The sequence below is a fragment of the Mesorhizobium qingshengii genome (assembly GCF_900103325.1).
In the GTDB taxonomy this organism is placed as follows: domain Bacteria; phylum Pseudomonadota; class Alphaproteobacteria; order Rhizobiales; family Rhizobiaceae; genus Mesorhizobium; species Mesorhizobium qingshengii.
Genome location: NZ_FMXM01000008.1, coordinates 221,646 through 238,697, shown reverse-complemented (window position 1 = coordinate 238,697; position 17,052 = coordinate 221,646). Strand labels below are relative to the sequence as shown.

18 protein-coding genes and 1 pseudogene are annotated in these 17,052 nt (G+C 63.1%); 14 read left to right on the top strand and 5 right to left on the bottom strand.

Annotated elements, in window-relative coordinates; all coding sequences use genetic code 11:
• Positions 1-119: 119 nt before the first annotated feature.
• Entirely contained in the window at positions 120-1,001 is an 882-nt protein-coding gene (locus BLS48_RS15450) for a LysR family transcriptional regulator (protein ID WP_091578870.1), read from the bottom strand.
• Positions 1,002-1,195: 194 nt separating this feature from the next.
• On the opposite strand from BLS48_RS15450, the gene BLS48_RS15445 reads away from it, so the two are divergent.
• On the top strand, positions 1,196-2,692 hold the full coding sequence (locus BLS48_RS15445; RefSeq protein ID WP_091578868.1) for a CoA-acylating methylmalonate-semialdehyde dehydrogenase: 1,497 nt from the start codon (positions 1,196-1,198) through the stop codon (positions 2,690-2,692).
• A 66-nt stretch (positions 2,693-2,758) separates the two neighbouring features.
• Here the strand turns inward: BLS48_RS15445 and BLS48_RS15440 are convergent, their stop codons facing one another.
• Positions 2,759-3,559, bottom strand: a complete 801-nt coding sequence (locus BLS48_RS15440; protein WP_091578867.1) for an SDR family oxidoreductase — start codon at positions 3,557-3,559, stop codon at positions 2,759-2,761.
• Positions 3,556-3,885 carry a nuclear transport factor 2 family protein gene (locus tag BLS48_RS15435; RefSeq protein ID WP_091578953.1) on the bottom strand — a complete coding sequence of 110 codons (330 nt, stop codon included), beginning with the start codon at positions 3,883-3,885 and terminating at the stop codon, positions 3,556-3,558. Before BLS48_RS15435 ends, BLS48_RS15440 begins: the two co-directional genes overlap by 4 nt.
• A 78-nt stretch (positions 3,886-3,963) precedes the next feature.
• Between BLS48_RS15435 and BLS48_RS15430 the strand changes: the two genes are divergently transcribed.
• Both BLS48_RS15430 and BLS48_RS15425 read left to right on the top strand, forming a co-directional pair.
• Entirely contained in the window at positions 3,964-4,341 is a 378-nt protein-coding gene (locus BLS48_RS15430) for a winged helix-turn-helix transcriptional regulator (RefSeq protein ID WP_091578865.1), read from the top strand.
• Positions 4,342-4,571: 230 nt separating this feature from the next.
• Positions 4,572-4,889: a hypothetical protein gene (locus BLS48_RS15425; protein WP_091578863.1), complete on the top strand. Its 318-nt coding sequence runs from the start codon at positions 4,572-4,574 to the stop codon at positions 4,887-4,889.
• Between the two features lie 9 nt (positions 4,890-4,898).
• On the opposite strand, the gene BLS48_RS15420 is transcribed toward BLS48_RS15425, so the two are convergent.
• Positions 4,899-5,549: a GntR family transcriptional regulator gene (locus tag BLS48_RS15420; RefSeq protein ID WP_167365090.1), complete on the bottom strand. Its 651-nt coding sequence runs from the start codon at positions 5,547-5,549 to the stop codon at positions 4,899-4,901.
• 111 nt (positions 5,550-5,660) lie between these two features.
• Between BLS48_RS15420 and BLS48_RS15415 the strand changes: the two genes are divergently transcribed.
• The 3 genes from BLS48_RS15415 (at position 5,661) to BLS48_RS15405 (ending at position 8,898) form a co-directional block, all read left to right on the top strand.
• Entirely contained in the window at positions 5,661-6,554 is an 894-nt protein-coding gene (locus tag BLS48_RS15415) for a dihydrodipicolinate synthase family protein (protein WP_091578860.1), read from the top strand.
• A gap of 68 nt (positions 6,555-6,622) precedes the next feature.
• A complete protein-coding gene (locus BLS48_RS15410) occupies positions 6,623-7,879 on the top strand; it encodes an NAD(P)/FAD-dependent oxidoreductase (protein ID WP_091578859.1) in 1,257 nt (418 codons plus the stop codon).
• A 17-nt stretch (positions 7,880-7,896) separates the two neighbouring features.
• On the top strand, positions 7,897-8,898 hold the full coding sequence (locus BLS48_RS15405; RefSeq protein ID WP_091578857.1) for a 4-hydroxyproline epimerase: 1,002 nt from the start codon (positions 7,897-7,899) through the stop codon (positions 8,896-8,898).
• A 10-nt stretch (positions 8,899-8,908) separates the two neighbouring features.
• Here BLS48_RS15405 and BLS48_RS15400 read toward each other — a convergent pair whose 3' ends face one another.
• The gene (locus BLS48_RS15400) at positions 8,909-9,808 is read right to left on the bottom strand and encodes a LysR substrate-binding domain-containing protein (RefSeq protein ID WP_091578856.1); all 900 of its coding nucleotides are present in this window, start codon (positions 9,806-9,808) and stop codon (positions 8,909-8,911) included.
• Positions 9,809-9,935: 127 nt separating this feature from the next.
• Here BLS48_RS15400 and BLS48_RS15395 point away from each other — a divergent pair, with 127 nt between their 5' ends.
• The 8 genes and pseudogenes from BLS48_RS15395 (at position 9,936) to BLS48_RS15360 (ending at position 16,960) form a co-directional block, all read left to right on the top strand.
• Positions 9,936-10,322: an ectoine synthase gene (locus tag BLS48_RS15395; RefSeq protein ID WP_091578951.1), complete on the top strand. Its 387-nt coding sequence runs from the start codon at positions 9,936-9,938 to the stop codon at positions 10,320-10,322.
• A gap of 12 nt (positions 10,323-10,334) precedes the next feature.
• Positions 10,335-10,433 (top strand): annotated as a pseudogene (locus BLS48_RS15390) (proline racemase family protein); the annotation flags it as partial.
• A 334-nt stretch (positions 10,434-10,767) separates the two neighbouring features.
• Entirely contained in the window at positions 10,768-11,670 is a 903-nt protein-coding gene (locus BLS48_RS15385; RefSeq protein WP_091578854.1) for a branched-chain amino acid ABC transporter permease, read from the top strand.
• Positions 11,671-11,674: 4 nt separating this feature from the next.
• A complete protein-coding gene (gene livM / locus BLS48_RS15380; protein ID WP_091578853.1) occupies positions 11,675-13,069 on the top strand; it encodes a high-affinity branched-chain amino acid ABC transporter permease LivM in 1,395 nt (464 codons plus the stop codon).
• Positions 13,069-14,610: an ATP-binding cassette domain-containing protein gene (locus BLS48_RS15375; RefSeq protein ID WP_091578851.1), complete on the top strand. Its 1,542-nt coding sequence runs from the start codon at positions 13,069-13,071 to the stop codon at positions 14,608-14,610. Before livM ends, BLS48_RS15375 begins: the two co-directional genes overlap by 1 nt.
• The gene (locus tag BLS48_RS15370; protein ID WP_091578849.1) at positions 14,610-15,338 is read left to right on the top strand and encodes an ABC transporter ATP-binding protein; all 729 of its coding nucleotides are present in this window, start codon (positions 14,610-14,612) and stop codon (positions 15,336-15,338) included. Before BLS48_RS15375 ends, BLS48_RS15370 begins: the two co-directional genes overlap by 1 nt.
• A gap of 18 nt (positions 15,339-15,356) precedes the next feature.
• On the top strand, positions 15,357-15,704 hold the full coding sequence (locus tag BLS48_RS15365) for a DUF6867 family protein (protein ID WP_091578847.1): 348 nt from the start codon (positions 15,357-15,359) through the stop codon (positions 15,702-15,704).
• A 137-nt stretch (positions 15,705-15,841) separates the two neighbouring features.
• Positions 15,842-16,960: a branched-chain amino acid ABC transporter substrate-binding protein gene (locus BLS48_RS15360; RefSeq protein ID WP_091578846.1), complete on the top strand. Its 1,119-nt coding sequence runs from the start codon at positions 15,842-15,844 to the stop codon at positions 16,958-16,960.
• Positions 16,961-17,052: the final 92 nt, after the last annotated feature.

Below are 17,052 nucleotides of genomic sequence, written 5' to 3'. Positions count from 1 at the left end.
CTATCCGGCAGCTTTCTGAATGTCCCCACCCCATGGCGCGAAATTCCACCGGGCGACCGGCAGAATTGCGCGCCCGGTGTCACAGTCATCGATTTTGTGGCGAGGAAAAGGCGGTATGTCTAAACGAACAAGTTTCGCTCGCGCTCGACCGCCTTGGTAATGAAGCTGGCGACGATCTGGACGCGGCGCAGCGGCCTGACCGATTCGTGGTAGACCAGCCAGTAGGCACGGCGGATGGGCGCCACGACGTCGACGGACAGCAGTTCCGGCATCGAGCGGGCGATGAAGGTGTGCAGGATGCCGATGCCGGCGCCTGAGCGCACCGCTTCGGCTTGGCCGAGCGCCGAGGAGATGGCAAAGCTGGTGCGCCAGTCGGCGCTGAACTCGGCCGCGTAGTCGAGCGAGGGGCTGACGATGAGGTCCGGCACATAGCCGATGAGGGTGTGCTGGCCAAGCTCGGCGGCTGTCTTGGGCAAGCCGTGCGCTTGCGCATAGGCGCGCGAGGCAAACAGTCCGAGCGAGTAGTCGACCAGCTTTCCCGCCACCAGCCGGCCCTCGGTCGGCCGCTCGACCGTGATGGCGATGTCGGCCTCGCGGCGCGACAAGGAGAAGGAGCGCGGCACCGGCACGAGCTGGATCGTCAGTTCGCGGTGCAGCGCGGTCAGCGCGCCGAGACGCTTGGCCAGGAAGGCGACGCCAAACCCGTCCGGGGCACCGATGCGCACCGTGCCGGAGACATCGTCGCCTTCGCCCGCGACGGTCGAGCGTGCGGCGATCATGTCGCCTTCCATGCGCTCGGCAATGTCGAGGAAGCGCTCGCCGGCGGGTGTCAGTTCGCTGCCGGTGGTCAGCCGGCGAAACAGCTTTGTCCTCAGCGCATCCTCGAGCGCGGCGATGCGGCGCGAGACGGTGGCGTGGTTGAGTTCCAGCCGCTTGGCGGCGCCAAGGATCTGGCCGGCGCGGGCCACCGCCAGGAAAATGCGGACGTCATCCCAGTTCATGGGGAAGGTCCCGGGGGGTGAAGGAACTCAATCTCTCAATCCGTGCTGCAGAATTTACATCCCATCATTTGCGAGAATTGATGCTCCTCCGTCAACTGCTATCTATTTTCCGCACAACGGTTGCGTTCTGGCTCGCGTTGCCATTGGCCCCGCAAAGGCGGACAATGCGCCATCACAAACAAGGGAGAGAAATCATGATCGAATACGGTCATTTCATCGGCGGCAAGCATGTCGCCGGCACCAGCGGCCGCAAGCAGGATGTCATGCAGCCGATGGACGGCTCGGTGCGTGGCACGGTGGCGCTGGCTTCGCAAGCGGAACTGCGCGCGGCGGTCGAGAACGCCAAGGCGGCACAGCCAAAATGGGCGGCCACCAACCCGCAGCGCCGTGTGCGCGTGCTGATGAAGTTCCTCGAACTCGTCGCCCGCGACTATGACGAACTGGCCGATATCCTGGCCCGCGAGCACGGCAAGACAATCGCCGACGCCAAGGGCGACATCCAGCGCGGCCTCGAAGTGGTCGAGGTCTGCATCGGCGCCCCGCACATGATGAAGGGTGAATTCACCGACGGTGCCGGCCCCGGCATCGACGTCTATTCGATGCGTCAGCCGCTCGGCGTCGTCGCCGGCATCACGCCGTTCAACTTCCCGGCGATGATCCCGTTGTGGAAGATCGCGCCGGCCATCGCTTGCGGCAATGCCTTCATCCTGAAGCCGTCGGAGCGTGATCCGGGCGTGCCGATGCGCATCGCAGAACTGTTCCTCGAGGCCGGCCTGCCGGCCGGCATCCTCAACGTCGTCAACGGCGACAAGGACGTCGTCGACGCGATCCTCGACGATCCCGACATCAAGGCCATCGGCTTCGTCGGCTCGACGCCGATCGCCCATTACATCTATTCGCGCGGCACCGCCGCCGGCAAGCGCGTGCAGTGCTTCGGCGGCGCCAAGAACCACATGATCATCATGCCCGATGCCGACATGGACCAGACCGTCGACGCGCTGATCGGCGCCGGCTACGGCTCGGCCGGCGAGCGCTGCATGGCGATCTCGGTGGCCGTCCCGGTCGGCAACGATACCGCCAACCGGCTGATGGAAAAGCTGATCCCGCGCGTCGAGAGCCTGAAGGTCGGCCCGTCGACGGATTCGTCCGCCGATTTCGGCCCACTGGTGACGGCGCAGGCGCTTGAACGCGTCAAGGGCTATGTCGACACCGGCGTCAAGGAAGGCGCCAAGCTTGTCGTCGACGGGCGTGGCTTCTCCATGCAGGGCTACGAGGACGGCTACTACATGGGCGGCTGCCTGTTCGACAATGTGACGGCCGACATGCGCATCTACAAGGAAGAGATCTTTGGGCCGGTGCTCTCGGTGGTGCGGGCGCCGACCTATGAGAGCGCGATCAAGCTCGCCAACGACCACGAGATGGGCAATGGCGTCGCCATCTTCACCCGCGACGGTGACGCCGCGCGCGACTTCGCCTCGCGGGTCCAGGTCGGCATGGTCGGCGTCAACGTGCCGATCCCGGTGCCGATCGCCTACTACACCTTCGGCGGCTGGAAGGCATCGTCCTTCGGCGACCTCAACCAGCATGGGCCGGATGCGTTCCGCTTCTACACCAAGACCAAGACGGTGACCTCGCGCTGGCCGTCCGGCATCAAGGATGGTGCCGAGTTCGTCATCCCGACGATGAACTGAGGTCTGACATCTACTTCCACCGAGTTGAGGGCGCGGCTTTGTCGCGCCCTTTCCTTTTGCATGGCACTACACGGTCGGAACGGTGCCGCCATCGATGACGTATTCGGCGCCGTGGATCGCCGAGGCGCGCTCCGAGACAAGGAATGCTACCAACTCGGCGACCTCGTGCGGCCGTGCCGGCCGGCCGATCGGGATGCCGCCCAGCGCATCCATGATGCCCTGGCGGGCGGTTTCCTCGTCCGAACCGGAATGGGTAGCCAGCCGCTTAACCATCGCCTCAGACGCGGTGGTGTGGATCCAGCCCGGCGCCACTGTGTTGACCCGAATGCCTTTCGGGCCGAGTTCCTTGGACAGCGCCTTGCTGTAGGTTGAAAGGGCTGCCTTCGCCGCTGCGTAGGCGATGGTGGATTCATGCAATGGCAGGCGGCGCTGGATCGACGAAATGTGGACGATCGCGCCTGAGCCTTGCTCGACCATATGCGGTACAAGCATGCGGTCGAGCCGCACCGCGGCGAGCAGGTTGAGGCTGAGTTCCTCCTGCCAGGTCTGCTCCGTCAGTCCGGCAAATCCGCCACCGGGACTCTTCGAACCGCCGACGCTGTGCACGATGATGTCGATGCCACCAAGCTGTTCCATGACACCCGCGGCCACTGTTTCGGTGCCCGCCAAGGTACTTACATCGGCCTGCACGAACAGCGTCCGCGATAGCGCTTCGGTCGCTGAGCGAGCGGTTGTGACCACCATCGCACCCGCCGCAGAAAGCCGGTGGACGATGGCTTCGCCGGCACCCTTGGTGCCGCCGGTGACCAGAACGCGCTTGCCGGCAAATTCCTGATCGTCGACCGTGAATTTCCCGGGGACGATCATGCGCCGATCTCCAGCCGCCTAATCCGATCATCGGCCAGCGTGAAGTTGTAGTGGAGCGTCGCCGGGCTGCCGGGGAAATTGCCCGAGACGATGCCGGCGATCCGCCATGCATTGCCATTGGCGGTCGCGTCGGCGACCTCGACCGTCACCTGGTATTTGCGTGTCGTTGCCTCCATCCAGTCGCGGATGGCGATCGAGCCCCGATGGGTTTCGCCTTCGTCCTTGGCCGTGGCGTCCGACGAGAAGGGGATTAGCATGGCGTCGATATCGTGCCTGTTCTTGGCAGCGAAATAGTCGATCAGCGGCTGCGGAAGTTTTACGGTCATGGTTTCATCTCCGGTTTCTGCCGTCGACTTGAAGTCCACGGCGCTTGTCCGGTTCCTAAAATGCGATATGCTGAAAAAATGACAAGAACCGACGAAAAAGTAAGGTACTTACCAGGAGGTAAGGTTGAGGCGCTGACGCCGCTGTCCGCGGCGAGCGGTGTGGAGAATGTGCTGCGCATCCTCGAGGGCCGCTGGAAGCTGGTGATCCTGTTTCACCTGTTCGGCGGCAAGGTGCTGCGCTTCTCCGATCTCGAACGGGCGATCCCGGCGATCTCGCAGAAGATGCTGATCCAGCAGCTGAGACAGATGGAGGGCGACGGCATCGTGCGCCGCATCGTGCACCATCAGGTGCCGCCGAAGGTCGAATACTGCCTGACCGACTGGGGGCAGGCGCTATGCCCGGCCCTCGATGCCCTGCTGAAATGGGCGGCACTTCGCGAACCTGCCGAAACCTGACGCGGATCGCCGGCCCGCAGCACGCCGCAAGGGCCGAAATGGTGCTTGTTTTCGAATCGGGACCTCACCATATCGAATTCAGGGAATGCGATGGAAATTTCCAGACTACAGACCGGAAACCAGAAGGAGTGACGTGATGAAGACGTCGGACCCGGCCTGGAACGCTCCGGCATATTGAGGCTACCCCTCTGCCTCCCTTTGCCGGACCGTGAAGGCGAAGGAGGTGCCAAATGGCACACACATTTTCGTTTCGATGGATCAGGCTAGCCGCGACCGGCGCCGCGCTGGCGCTGGCGCTGTCGACGCTGTCCGCACAGGCGCAATTCGTCTGCGGCGGCCACAGTGATCTTGTCGCGGGACTGGCGAAGGCCTTTCAACAAAAGCAGATCGGCTACGGTGTGGTCGGGCAAGCTGCGATTGTCGAGGTCTATGTCTCGGCAAGTGGGACATGGTCCATGCTGGTAACCGACGTGCAGGGCCGGAGCTGCATCTTCGCGACCGGTGACGGATGGGAGAATACCGTCACCGTACCGGCGCAAGGGATCTGAACCGCTTGATCAGCGCGTTGCAGCAACCTCGGCATGGCCGCGCAGCAGCGCCATCAGGCGCTTGGCGTCCTTGGCGGCTGCCTCCTCGTCGCCGTCGAGAATCGAGCGGATCAACGCGACATGATGTTCGGCGGATTCGGCAAGGCCAGTGTCGGCCTTGTAGCGGAACCAGAAGCGGCGGCTGTGGGTCTGCAGAGGGGCGGCCAGCCGGGCGGCGAACGGGTTGTCGGCGGCGAGCGCCAGCGCCTCGTCGAGCGCCTTGTCGGCCTGGATGAAGGCGAGCACATTGCCCGAGATCACCGCCTTCTGCATGGCAAGGGCGGCTTCATGAAAAAGGTCGGCGGCTTCGCGGGTGACGAAGCGGGCGGCCGAACGGGCCAGGACCACCTCGACGCCGCGGCGCGCGTCGAGCACGCGCAGCCAGTCGCCGGGATGGAGCGGCGCGATCGCGATGCCGGCGCGGGGCCGCACGTCAAGCAGCCCTTCCCAGGCCAGCCGCTGGATCGCCTCGCGCACCGGCGTGCGGCCAAGCGCCAGCCTCTCGATCAGGGTGCCCTCGGTGACAAAGCTCGCCGGGGCCAGCTCCAGCGTGACGATCATGTGCTCCAGCACACGGTAGGCTTTGGCCGCTGCCGGCTCGGATGCGATGCTTGCTTCCATGGATATCAAACGCGCTCTATTGATATATTTTAGATATATCACAGGAGAATCCGCATTGACAGAAGGTTTCTTAACAGATATACGGCTGATATATCAGATGGAGCAATGACCATGTGGACCGGAGTTTTCCCCGCCGTTACGACGAAATTCACCGCGGACGACCGCCTCGACCATGCCGAGATGGAGCGCTGCTTTGGCCTGCAGATGGAGGCCGGCTGCGACGGCATCATCGTCTGCGGATCGCTTGGCGAGGGGCCGATGCTTTCCCATGACGAGAAGATCGAGGTTCTGAAGACCGCGCAGAAGGTCGCCGGCAAGAAGCCGGTGCTGCTGACGGTCAACGAGGCCGGCACGCGTGAGGCCGCCAGCATCGCTCGGCGCGCCGCCAAAGAGGGCGCCAATGGCCTGATGGTGGTGCCGAGCCCGATCTACCACACCAATGCGGAAGAGACGGTCGCGGCCCTGCGCGCCGTCGCCGAGGCCGGCGACCTGCCCGTCATGATCTATTCCAACCGGCTCGCCTACCGCGTCGACGTCACCGTCGACCAGATGGAGGAACTGGCATCGGACAAGCGCTTCGTCGCCATCAAGGAATCCTCCGACGACATCCGCCGCTCGACCGAGATCATCAATCGCCTCGGCAGCCGCTACGATCTGTTCACCGGCGTCGACAATCTCGCCTTCGAGGCTTTGTCGGTCGGCGCCATCGGCTGGGTGGCCGGGCTGGTCACCGCCTTCCCGCGCGAAACCGTCGCCATCTACCAGCTTATGCAGCAGGGCCGTCGCGAGGAGGCGCTCGCCATCTACCGCTGGTTCCGGCCGCTGCTCGATCTCGACGTCTCGACCTATCTGGTGCAGAACATCAAGCTTGCCGAAGTGTTCGCCATTCAAACCAACGATCGCGTGCGCATGCCGCGCCAGCCGCTGTCGGGCGAGCGCCGCAAGGCGGTCGAAAAGATCATCAAGGACGCGCTCGCGGTGCGGCCGACGCTGCCGAAGTTTTGAGGCTGTAGTCCTGGCGTTCGCATAGGGTTCATTCATATGCTCCCTCACCACAAGATGGGTGGCCGCACGTGAGCAGCGAAAGCGGCACCCAACTCGACGTTGCCATCATCGGTGGCGGCATCATCGGCATCTGCGCCGCGGCCTTCCTCGCCGAGGCGGGGCGCAAGGTCACCATCTTCGATCGGACGGGCATCTGCGAGGAGACGAGCTCCGGCAATGCCGCTGCCTTTGCCTTCTCCGACGTGCTGCCGCTGGCGCACAAGGGCATGATCCGGCAGCTGCCGAAATGGCTGGCCGATCCGCTCGGACCACTCAGCGTCCCGCCAGCCTATCTACCCAGGCTTCTGCCCTGGCTGATCCGCTTCTGGCGCGCCGGTGCGCCGGAAAAATACGAGGCGGGCCTCGCCGCTCAGGCTGGCATGATGAAGCTCGCCGAGGCGGAATGGATGGGCCTGCTCGATCGCTCCGGCACGCGGCCGATGCTGCGCGAGGACGGCTCGCTCGAACTCTACGAAAGCGAAGCCGAGTTCCGCGCCTCGCTGCCGGGCTGGGCGGCACGCGCGCGTTTCGACATCGGCTTTCGCCATGTCGAGGGCGAAGACATTGCGACCTTGCAACCGGGACTTTCGCCGCGCTTCGTCAAGGGCACCTTCGTGCCGGGATGGAAGACGGTCGCCGATCCGAAACTGCTGGGCAAGGCGGTGTGGGCCTATGCACAGGCCAAGGGCGCACGCTTTGAAATGGCCCGCATCGATCGCGTCGCGGCGAACCAGGACGAAGCTGCGCTGACGCTGGCGGATGGCACGACCCGGCGAGCCAGGCACCTCGTCGTCGCCGCCGGCGCATGGTCGCATCTGCTGGCGAGGCAGCTCGGTGATCGCATTCCGCTCGAAACCGAACGCGGCTACAACACGACGCTGCCGAAGGGCGCCTTCGACGTGAAGCGGCAGCTGATCTTCTCCGGACATGGCTTCGTCATCACACCGCTCGAAACGGGCCTGCGTGTCGGCGGCGCCGTCGAACTGGGCGGCATCGAACGGCCGCCCAATTACGACCGCTCGAAAGCGCTGCTGCAGAAGGCGCAGAAATTCCTGCCGGGGCTCGATCCGGTCGGCGGGCGCGAATGGATGGGGTTCCGTCCCTCGCTGCCGGATTCGGTGCCCGTCATAGGCCGTGCGCCAGGAGGCCGGTCGGTGGTCTATGCCTTCGGCCACGGCCATCTCGGCCTGACCCAGGCGGCGGCAACCGGGCGGTTGATCCGCGGACTCGTCCTGGGGCAGACTCCACCGATCGATCTGGCCCCCTTCAGTCCACTACGGTTTTGATTTTTTCGAGGAGCGTCATGGCCAAGAAATCTTTCTTCTGCATAGACGGCCACACCTGCGGCAATCCGGTGCGGCTGGTCGCCGGCGGCGGCCCGCTGCTGCAGGGGTCGACGATGATGGAGCGGCGGGCGCATTTTCTGGCCGAATATGACTGGATCCGCACCGGGCTGATGTTCGAGCCGCGTGGCCATGACGTGATGTCCGGCTCGATCCTCTATCCGCCGACGCGCGACGACTGCGACATCGCCATCCTGTTCATCGAAACCTCGGGCTGCCTGCCGATGTGCGGCCACGGCACCATCGGCACGGTGACGATGGCCATCGAGCACGGTCTGATCAAGCCGAAGACGCCGGGCGTGCTCAGGCTCGACACGCCGGCCGGTCTGGTGATCGCCGAATACAAGCAGGTCGGCGACTATGTCGAGGAGGTGCGCATCACCAACGTGCCGTCCTTCCTCTATGCCGAAGGGTTGACGGTCGAATGCCCGCAACTCGGCGAAATCACGGTCGACGTCGCCTATGGCGGCAATTTCTACGCCATTGTCGAGCCGCAGAAGAACTACCGCGACATGGCCGATTATTCGGCCGGCGACTTCATCGCCTGGAGCCCGGTGGTGCGGCAACGGCTCAACGAAAAGTACTCCTTCGTGCATCCGGAAAACCCTGATATCAACCGGCTGTCGCACATGCTGTGGACCGGGAAGCCCACGGTGGGGGGAACCGACGCTCGCAATGCCGTCTTCTACGGCGACAAGGCGATCGACCGCTCACCTTGCGGCACCGGCACCTCGGCGCGCATGGCGCAGCTTCACGCCAAGGGCAAACTGAAGGCCGGCGACAGTTTCGTCCATGAATCGATCATCGGTTCGCTGTTCAAGGGCAAGGTCGAAAAGGACGCCACCGTTGCCGGCAAACCGGCCATCATTCCCTCGATCGGCGGCTGGGCGCGGATGACCGGATTGAACACCATCTTCATCGACGACCGCGATCCGTTCGCGCATGGTTTTGTGGTCAAGTGATACCGCACGTTCAGACCTGCTGATCGTCTGTCCCGGCATCGACCGAGACCGCCTGGCGGAACCATTCGGCGAAGGTAAGCGCGGCGGGCGAGGCGTCCACCGACATCGTCAGGAAGTAGCCCTTGTCGCGGTTGGTTGCGACCTGCGACAAGACGATCAGGTCGCCGCGCTTCAACTCGTCACGAAAAACGTCGACTGGACAAAGCGCCACACCGTGACCGGCGATGACCGCCGTTGCAAGAATGTTGAAGTCGGCGAAGACGGGTCCGTTGCCTACATCGAAATTGGGTAGTCCGGCCTCGGAGAACCACTCCCGCCAGCCTTCGCGGTTCTCGTCATGCAGCAGGTCCGCGCCAGCGATCCCGGCAGGTGTTCGCAGATAGTCGTTGCCGGCGAAGTACTGGGGGCTGCACACCGGCCGGTTCAGGCGAGAAAAGAGCTTGAGACTGGTAACGCCGGGCGTCGGATCGGCTCCAAGCGTGATCAGCACATCGCTCTCACCATCGCCGAGCCTCTCCTCTGCCCGGGCGTAAGCGACCCGCATGCCGATATCGGGATGGCTGGCACTGAAGTCCGGCAGGCGGGGCACGAGCCAGCGGCTGGCAATGGAAGGTATGCACCCCACGGACACGGTCGCCACAGCTGCATTACGCCGAATGCGCCGGCACGTGGCGCCGAGTTCGGCAAGTGCCCCGCTCGCCGTTGCCTGAAGGATCATCCCGGCATCCGTCAGTCGTACCTTGCGCGCATCCCGGTGGAAGAGGGACACGCCCAGCCACTCCTCCAGCCGCCTTATCTGGTGGCTGATCGCCGGGTGCGTGACATGAAGTTCCTCGCCGGCAGCGGAGAAACTCAAATGGCGCGCAGCGGCCTCGAAAGCACGGACGGCGTTGAGCGGGACATATTCCATGTGTAAAATTTACTAACATATCAGGTGAGAAGCAATCATTTGAAAGCCTGCATGCGTTGCGGCACTCCTGCAGCCCGATCCTGGGGGCATTCAGCACTCCAGATCCATGGCCGCAGCGGGAGAGATCATGTTTACAAGACAATTGGTTGATGTAGAAAAATCTGACTTCTTCGTTGATTGGGGCAATGGCACCAGCCATCGCCTGCTGACACAAAAGGACGGCATGGGGTTTACTGTCTGTCATACCGTCGTGCGGGCAGGCAGCGAATCACGTCTCCACTATCGGCGGCATTTGGAGGCCTGCTACTGCGTCGCCGGCTCCGGTGAAGTCGAAGACATGTCCGGTGAAGTGCATCGTATCGAACCGGGCACGATCTATGTGCTCAATGAACATGACGATCACTATCTGCGTGCCGACGCTGCCGGCGATATGATCCTAGTCAGCGTATTCAACCCTCCCCTTAATGGCACCGAGCGGCATGTCCTGAGCGAGAATGGCGGGTCTGCCTACTGAGCCGGAGGAGTCATCGTCCCCTCGATCGGCGGCTGGGCGCGGATGACCGGATTGAACACCATCTTCATCGACGACCGCGATCCGTTCGCGCACGGTTTTGTGGTCAAGTAAAGGGAATCCTGACCCTGCGGAAAGCAGTGCAGCGAAAAAACGGATCGTGTCAGGAACGCAACGATTCCTCTCATCACCTAATTTTGACGGCGATTTCTTCGAAACGGAGCGCATGATGCGGTCGAATCGTCAAAGACATTGCGTTATGCCAATGCTAGGGTCCGCGATAGTCCAGGAGCCGGATGGGAAAAAAGGGCAATCGGATGGCGTGCCGCCAAAACACGCATGACGGTTGAAAAATCACGTTGCAATCCGGGCTCGAAACTTTACGACTAGGGGAAATACGAAAAGGAATGCGTCTGCATGGGCGACATTCCAGGGGAGCCATGTACACATGCAGTACTTTGTCCAGCAGCTTATCAATGGGCTGACGCTGGGATCGATCTATGGGCTGATCGCAATCGGCTACACGATGGTCTACGGCATCATCGGCATGATCAATTTCGCCCATGGCGATATCTTCATGGTCGGCGCCTTCACCGCCCTCATCGTTTTCCTCGTCCTCGGCGCGTTGTTCTATTCGGTGCCGATCGTCGTCGCGCTGCTGATCATGATGGTCGTCGCGATGCTGCTCACCAGCCTCTACAACTGGACGATCGAGAAGGTGGCGTACCGGCCGCTGCGCGGGTCGTTCCGGCTGGCGCCGCTGATCACCGCCATCGGCATGTCGATCGCGCTGTCCAACTTCGTCCAGGTGACGCAGGGCCCGCGCAACAAGCCGGTCCCGCCGATGGTGTCCAAGGTCTACGACATCGCTGGCGTCAGCGTGTCGCTGAAGCAGATCATCATCGTCGTGGTCACCGCGATCCTGCTGGCGATCTTCTGGTACCTGGTCAACAAGACCGCGCTCGGTCGAGCGCAGCGCGCCTGTGAACAGGACCGCAAGATGGCGGCGTTGCTCGGCATCGACGTCGACCGCACCATCTCGATCACCTTCATCATGGGCGCCGCGCTGGCCGCCGTGGCCGGCACGCTGTTCCTGATGTACTACGGCGTGGTGGTGTTTTCCGACGGCTTCACGCCGGGTGTCAAAGCGTTCACCGCGGCCGTTCTCGGCGGCATCGGTTCGCTGCCGGGCGCCGTGCTCGGCGGGCTCCTGATCGGCTTCATCGAGAGCATGTGGTCGGCCTATTTCTCGATCGACTACAAGGACGTCGCCGCCTTCTCCATCCTGGCGATCGTGCTGATCTTCCTGCCTTCCGGCATTCTGGGCCGGCCAGAAGTCGAAAAGGTCTGAGATCATGGCGGTTACCGTTACTCCGGAGCGCGACGTCGTCGCCACGCCCATTCAACGCGCCCTTCGCGAGGCGTTCTATGCCGGCGCCATTTCGCTTGGCCTGTTCGTGCTGTTCATCGGCCTGAAGACCGATCAGAACATTTCGAACGAGCTGATCCTGGTGCAGCGCTGGGGCCTACTTGCCGCGGTGGTCATCCTCACCGCCGTCGGCCGCTTCCTCTATGTCGGCTTCGCGCAGCCGGCGATGGAGCGGGCGAAGGCGGAAAAGGCTCAGGCTCCCGCCGCCGCCGTGACGGCGCCCGGCTTCCTGCGCCGGAACTTCAACAAGATCGGCGTCGCCGTGCTTCTGGTGTATCCGATCGTGATCGTTCTGCTGGTCGGCTTTCAAGGCTCGTTGAAGTGGGTCGATAATTTCGGCATCCAGATCCTGATCTACGTGATGCTGGCCTGGGGCCTGAACATCGTCATCGGCCTCGCCGGCCTGCTCGACCTCGGCTACGTCGCGTTCTACGCGGTCGGCGCCTACGCCTATGCGCTGCTCGGCACGCATTTCGGACTGTCGTTCTGGATCCTGCTGCCGGCCGCCGGCATGATGGCGGCGTTCTGGGGCGTGATGCTCGGCTTTCCGGTGCTGCGCCTGCGCGGTGACTATCTGGCGATCGTCACACTGGCCTTCGGCGAGATCATCCGCCTGGTGCTGATCAACTGGCGCGAAGTGACCAACGGCTCGGCCGGCATTTCCGGCATCCCCAAGGTCACCTTCTTCGGCCTGATGTCGTTCAACGTCTCGGACCCGAACTACATCGCCAAAGTGCTCGGCATCGCCCAGTCGGGCGCCTACTACAAGATCTTCCTCTATTACCTGATCCTGGGGCTCTGCTTCCTCACCGCGTTCGTCACCATCAGGCTGCGTCGCCTGCCGGTCGGGCGCGCCTGGGAGGCCCTGCGCGAGGACGAGATCGCCTGCCGCTCGCTCGGCATCAACACCACCACCACCAAGCTGACCGCCTTTGCCACCGGCGCCATGTTTGGCGGCTTTGCCGGTTCGTTCTTTGCCGCACGGCAAGGTTTCGTCAGCCCGGAATCCTTCGTCTTCCTGGAATCGGCGATCATCCTTGCCATCGTCGTGCTGGGCGGCATGGGCTCGCTGGGCGGCATCGCCGTTGCGGCGCTGGTGATGATCGGTGGCACCGAAATCCTGCGCGAGCTGGACTTCCTCAAGGCGATCTTCGGCCCTGATTTCACCCCGGAGCTTTATCGCATGCTGTTGTTCGGCATAGCCATGGTCGTGGTCATGCTGTGGAAGCCGCGTGGCTTCGTCGGCAGCCGCGAGCCGACAGCCTTCCTCAAGGAGCGAAGGGCCGTCTCGGGCTCCTTCACCAAGGAGGGACACGGCTGATGAATACGAACCCGATTCAGAAGGCCAACCCGGGCATGAACGAAGCCATCCTGCAGGTCGAGCATCTGTCGATGAAGTTCGGTGGCCTGGTCGCCATCGGCGACCTGTCCTTCCAGGCCCGACGCGGCGAGATCACCGCCTTGATCGGCCCGAACGGCGCCGGCAAGACCACGGTGTTCAACTGTATCACCGGCTTCTACAAACCGTCGGAAGGCATGATCACGCTCAACCGGGCCGATGGTTCGAGCTTCATGCTCGAACGTTTGCCAAACCATGAGATTCCAGCGCGCGCCAAGGTGGCGCGCACCTTCCAGAACATCCGCCTGTTCTCGGGCATGACGCTGCTCGAGAACCTGCTGGTCGCCCAGCATAACAAGCTGATGAAGGCGTCGGGCTATACGCTGCTCGGCCTGTTCGGCTTCCCGAGCTACCGCAAGGCATCTGCCGAATCGATCGATCTGGCCAGGCATTGGCTGGAGAAGGCCAATCTCGTCGATCGGGCCGACGATCCGGCCGGCGACCTGCCCTATGGCGCGCAGCGGCGCCTGGAGATTGCGCGTGCCATGTGCACCGGGCCAGAACTTCTCTGCCTCGACGAGCCGGCCGCCGGTCTCAACCCGAAGGAATCGGCAGCACTCAACGAGCTGCTGATGGACATCAAGAACAACACCGGCACCTCGATCTTGCTGATCGAGCACGACATGTCGGTTGTCATGCAAATCTCCGACCATGTCGTGGTGCTCGAATATGGCCGCAAGATCTCCGACGGCAGTCCGCAATCGGTGCGCACCGATCCGCGCGTCATCGCCGCCTATCTCGGTGTCGACGACGAGGAGGTCGAGACGGTGCTGACCGAGGTCGGCGACGAAGACGTCATCGAACAGCTGGATACCGGTCCCGACTCCGCGCACGGCCCCGGCACCTCGGCTTCATATCTCGCCGGACCGGTGAGCGACACGATCGGCCACAGCGAGGGCGAGCGCGTCACGGTGTCGAAGGGCGCTTCCAAGGCGGCGCAGATCGATGCGCGCGCGGCGAGCGTTGCCACCAGACCCGCTGCTGCAAAGTCCGCTTCGCCGGCAAAACCGGCTGCGGCAAAGCCGGCGGCGAAGAAAGCGGCCGCCAAGGCGCCCGCGGCGCAGGCCGAAGGCATTTCGAACCGCCTGGCTGCCCCTCGGGCGGGCAAGGCCGACAATCTGACCCGCATCAAGGGCATCGGCACGGTCAACGAGAAGAAGCTCAACGAACACGGCATTTTCCACTTCGACCAGATCGGCGCCTGGAAGAAGGCCGATGTCGAGGCCGCTGAAGCCTATCTCGCCTTTGACGGGCGCATTGCACGTGAGGAATGGGTCAAGCAGGCCAAGCTTCTCAGCCAGGGCAAGGGCACGGAATTCTCGCGCCGCGTCGATGCCGGCAAGGCGGCGACCAGCCATGCTTCGGGAAAGACTGCCAATGCAGCTTCCGGGGAGACCGCTGGCGCGGCTTCCGGAAAGGCCGCGGCCAAGCCTGTCGCGGGCAAGCGCGGAGGACGCAAATAATGGCCGGCCCAACATTGCTCGATATCAAGGGCGTCCAGACCTTTTACGGCAACATACGGGCGCTGAACGGCGTCGACGTCACCGTCAACGAAGGCGAGATCGTCGCGCTGATCGGTGCCAACGGCGCCGGCAAGTCGACGCTGATGATGACCATCTTTGGCGCCCCACGCGCTCGCGCGGGCACAATCACCTTCGCCGGCACCGACATCACCCAGATGCCGACGCACGAGATCGCGCGCATGCGCATCGCCCAGTCACCCGAGGGCCGGCGCATCTTCCCGCGCATGACGGTGATGGAAAACCTCCAGATGGGTGCCAGCCTCGACAACCTCAAGCACTATGACGAGGACGTCGAGAAGGTGTTCACGCTGTTTCCACGGCTCAAGGAGCGCATCGCTCAGCGCGGCGGCACGCTGTCCGGTGGCGAGCAGCAGATGCTGTCGATCGGACGCGCGCTGATGGCACGGCCGAAGCTGCTTTTGCTCGACGAACCGTCGCTGGGTCTGGCGCCACTGATCGTCAAGCAGATCTTCGATGCCATCCGCGAACTGAACCGCACGCAGGGTCTGACTGTGTTCCTGGTCGAGCAGAACGCCTTCGGCGCGCTCAAGCTCGCCACGCGCGCCTATGTCATGGTCAACGGCAACGTGACGATGAGCGGCACCGGCAAGGAACTGCTCGCCAATCCGGAAGTGCGCGCCGCCTATCTCGAAGGCGGCCATCACTGAGCCTAGGAGACATCAATCATGCAGGGCATTCTCTACGAGGAACCCTCGATCTGGCAGTTCTTTTTCGTCACCTGTCTGCTTGGCGGCTGGGCGGCGTGGATGACGGGCAAGGCCAGCGCCCAGACATGGCGCAGCTTCCTGCAACTGTTCGCCTATATGCTGGGCCTCGGCATCGGCATACGCTTCATCCATCACGCGCTGTTCGGCGGCACGATGTTCTCGCTGCATTACTACATCGTCGACACCATCGTGCTGATGATACTTGGGTTCATCGGCTATCAATACACGCGCACCAACCAGATGGTTACGCAGTATAATTGGCTCTATGAAAGAGCATCGCTTTTGAGCTGGAAGCCGAAAGGCTAACGTTCATGATTAACGCCGTTTCGGGGATGAATCGGCGTGACAAGTGCCTGAAAATCGGCAAACTGTGCTTTCTGCGATAAGGGTGGGCATCGCATGAAAGTATCATCCACGCCCACTCCGTAAATGGGAGCGTTTATATGAAAAAGTCACTCTTGTCCGCCGTCGCACTGACCGCGCTTGTCGCGTTCAGCGGCAGCGCGTGGGCTGACATTCTGATCGGCGTTGCCGGTCCGATCACCGGCCCGAACGCAGCCTTCGGCGCGCAGCTGCAGAAGGGCGCCGAGCAGGCTGCCGCCGACATCAACGCGGCGGGCGGCATCAACGGCCAGCAGATCAAGCTCGAAGTCGGTGACGACGTCTCGGATCCGAAGCAGGGCATCTCGGTCGCCAACAAGTTCGTCGCCGACGGCGTCAAGTATGTCATCGGCCACTTCAACTCGGGCGTCACCATTCCGGCGTCGGATGTCTATGCCGAGAACGGCATTCTCGTCATCACGCCTTCGGCGACCAACCCGCAACTGACCGAGCGCGGCCTGTGGAACACGTTCCGCACCTGCGGACGCGACGACCAGCAGGGCAAGGTTGCCGGCGACTATCTCGCCAAGAACTTCAAGGACGCCAAGATCGCCGTCGTCCACGACAAGACGCCTTATGGCCAGGGTCTCGCCGACGAAACCAAGAAGGCGCTCAACGCCGACGGCGTCACCGAAGCCATGTATGAAGGCATCAATGTCGGCGACAAGGACTTCTCGGCTCTCATCGCCAAGATGAAGGAAGCCGGCGTCAGCGTCGTCTACTACGGTGGCCTGCATACGGAAGCCGGCCTGATCATGCGCCAGCTCGCGGACCAGGGCCTCAAGGCCCAGTTCATGTCGGGCGACGGCATCGTGTCGAACGAGCTGGCCTCGATCGCCGGTGACGCCGTCAACGGCACGCTGATGACGTTCGCTCCCGATCCGCGCAAGAACCCGAACGCCAAGGAACTCGTCGAGAAGTTCCGTGCCGCCGGTTTCGAGCCTGAAGCCTATACGCTCTACTCCTACGCCGCCATGCAGATCGTCGCCGCCGCCGCCGCTAAGGTCGGCTCGGCCGACGACGCGCAGAAGGTTGCAGCAGAGATCAAGGCGAGCGGCCCCTGGAAGACCGCGATCGGCGACATCGGCTATGATGCGAAGGGCGACATTACCCGCCCCGACTACGTCCTCTACACCTGGAAGAAGGGTGACGACGGCAAGTACACCTACTTCGAACAATAAGCCGACAAACGCCTGAAATCGGAAAATGCCCGGCGCAACGCGTCGGGCATTTTTCTTTTGAGAGTGTTTCCCTGGGACGCGCCGGCAGGCCG

Bases quoted from the DNA above. Each gene is read 5' to 3' on its own strand.
- BLS48_RS15450 (WP_091578870.1), bottom strand. From the start codon at position 1,001: ATGAACTGGGATGACGTCCGCATTTTCCTGGCGGTGGCCCGCGCCGGC.
- BLS48_RS15445 (WP_091578868.1), top strand. From the start codon at position 1,196: ATGATCGAATACGGTCATTTCATCGGCGGCAAGCATGTCGCCGGCACC.
- BLS48_RS15440 (WP_091578867.1), bottom strand. From the start codon at position 3,559: ATGATCGTCCCCGGGAAATTCACGGTCGACGATCAGGAATTTGCCGGC.
- BLS48_RS15435 (WP_091578953.1), bottom strand. From the start codon at position 3,885: ATGACCGTAAAACTTCCGCAGCCGCTGATCGACTATTTCGCTGCCAAG.
- BLS48_RS15430 (WP_091578865.1), top strand. From the start codon at position 3,964: ATGACAAGAACCGACGAAAAAGTAAGGTACTTACCAGGAGGTAAGGTT.
- BLS48_RS15425 (WP_091578863.1), top strand. From the start codon at position 4,572: ATGGCACACACATTTTCGTTTCGATGGATCAGGCTAGCCGCGACCGGC.
- BLS48_RS15420 (WP_167365090.1), bottom strand. From the start codon at position 5,549: ATGGAAGCAAGCATCGCATCCGAGCCGGCAGCGGCCAAAGCCTACCGT.
- BLS48_RS15415 (WP_091578860.1), top strand. From the start codon at position 5,661: ATGTGGACCGGAGTTTTCCCCGCCGTTACGACGAAATTCACCGCGGAC.
- BLS48_RS15405 (WP_091578857.1), top strand. From the start codon at position 7,897: ATGGCCAAGAAATCTTTCTTCTGCATAGACGGCCACACCTGCGGCAAT.
- BLS48_RS15400 (WP_091578856.1), bottom strand. From the start codon at position 9,808: ATGGAATATGTCCCGCTCAACGCCGTCCGTGCTTTCGAGGCCGCTGCG.
- BLS48_RS15395 (WP_091578951.1), top strand. From the start codon at position 9,936: ATGTTTACAAGACAATTGGTTGATGTAGAAAAATCTGACTTCTTCGTT.
- BLS48_RS15385 (WP_091578854.1), top strand. From the start codon at position 10,768: ATGCAGTACTTTGTCCAGCAGCTTATCAATGGGCTGACGCTGGGATCG.
- livM (WP_091578853.1), top strand. From the start codon at position 11,675: ATGGCGGTTACCGTTACTCCGGAGCGCGACGTCGTCGCCACGCCCATT.
- BLS48_RS15375 (WP_091578851.1), top strand. From the start codon at position 13,069: ATGAATACGAACCCGATTCAGAAGGCCAACCCGGGCATGAACGAAGCC.
- BLS48_RS15370 (WP_091578849.1), top strand. From the start codon at position 14,610: ATGGCCGGCCCAACATTGCTCGATATCAAGGGCGTCCAGACCTTTTAC.
- BLS48_RS15365 (WP_091578847.1), top strand. From the start codon at position 15,357: ATGCAGGGCATTCTCTACGAGGAACCCTCGATCTGGCAGTTCTTTTTC.
- BLS48_RS15360 (WP_091578846.1), top strand. From the start codon at position 15,842: ATGAAAAAGTCACTCTTGTCCGCCGTCGCACTGACCGCGCTTGTCGCG.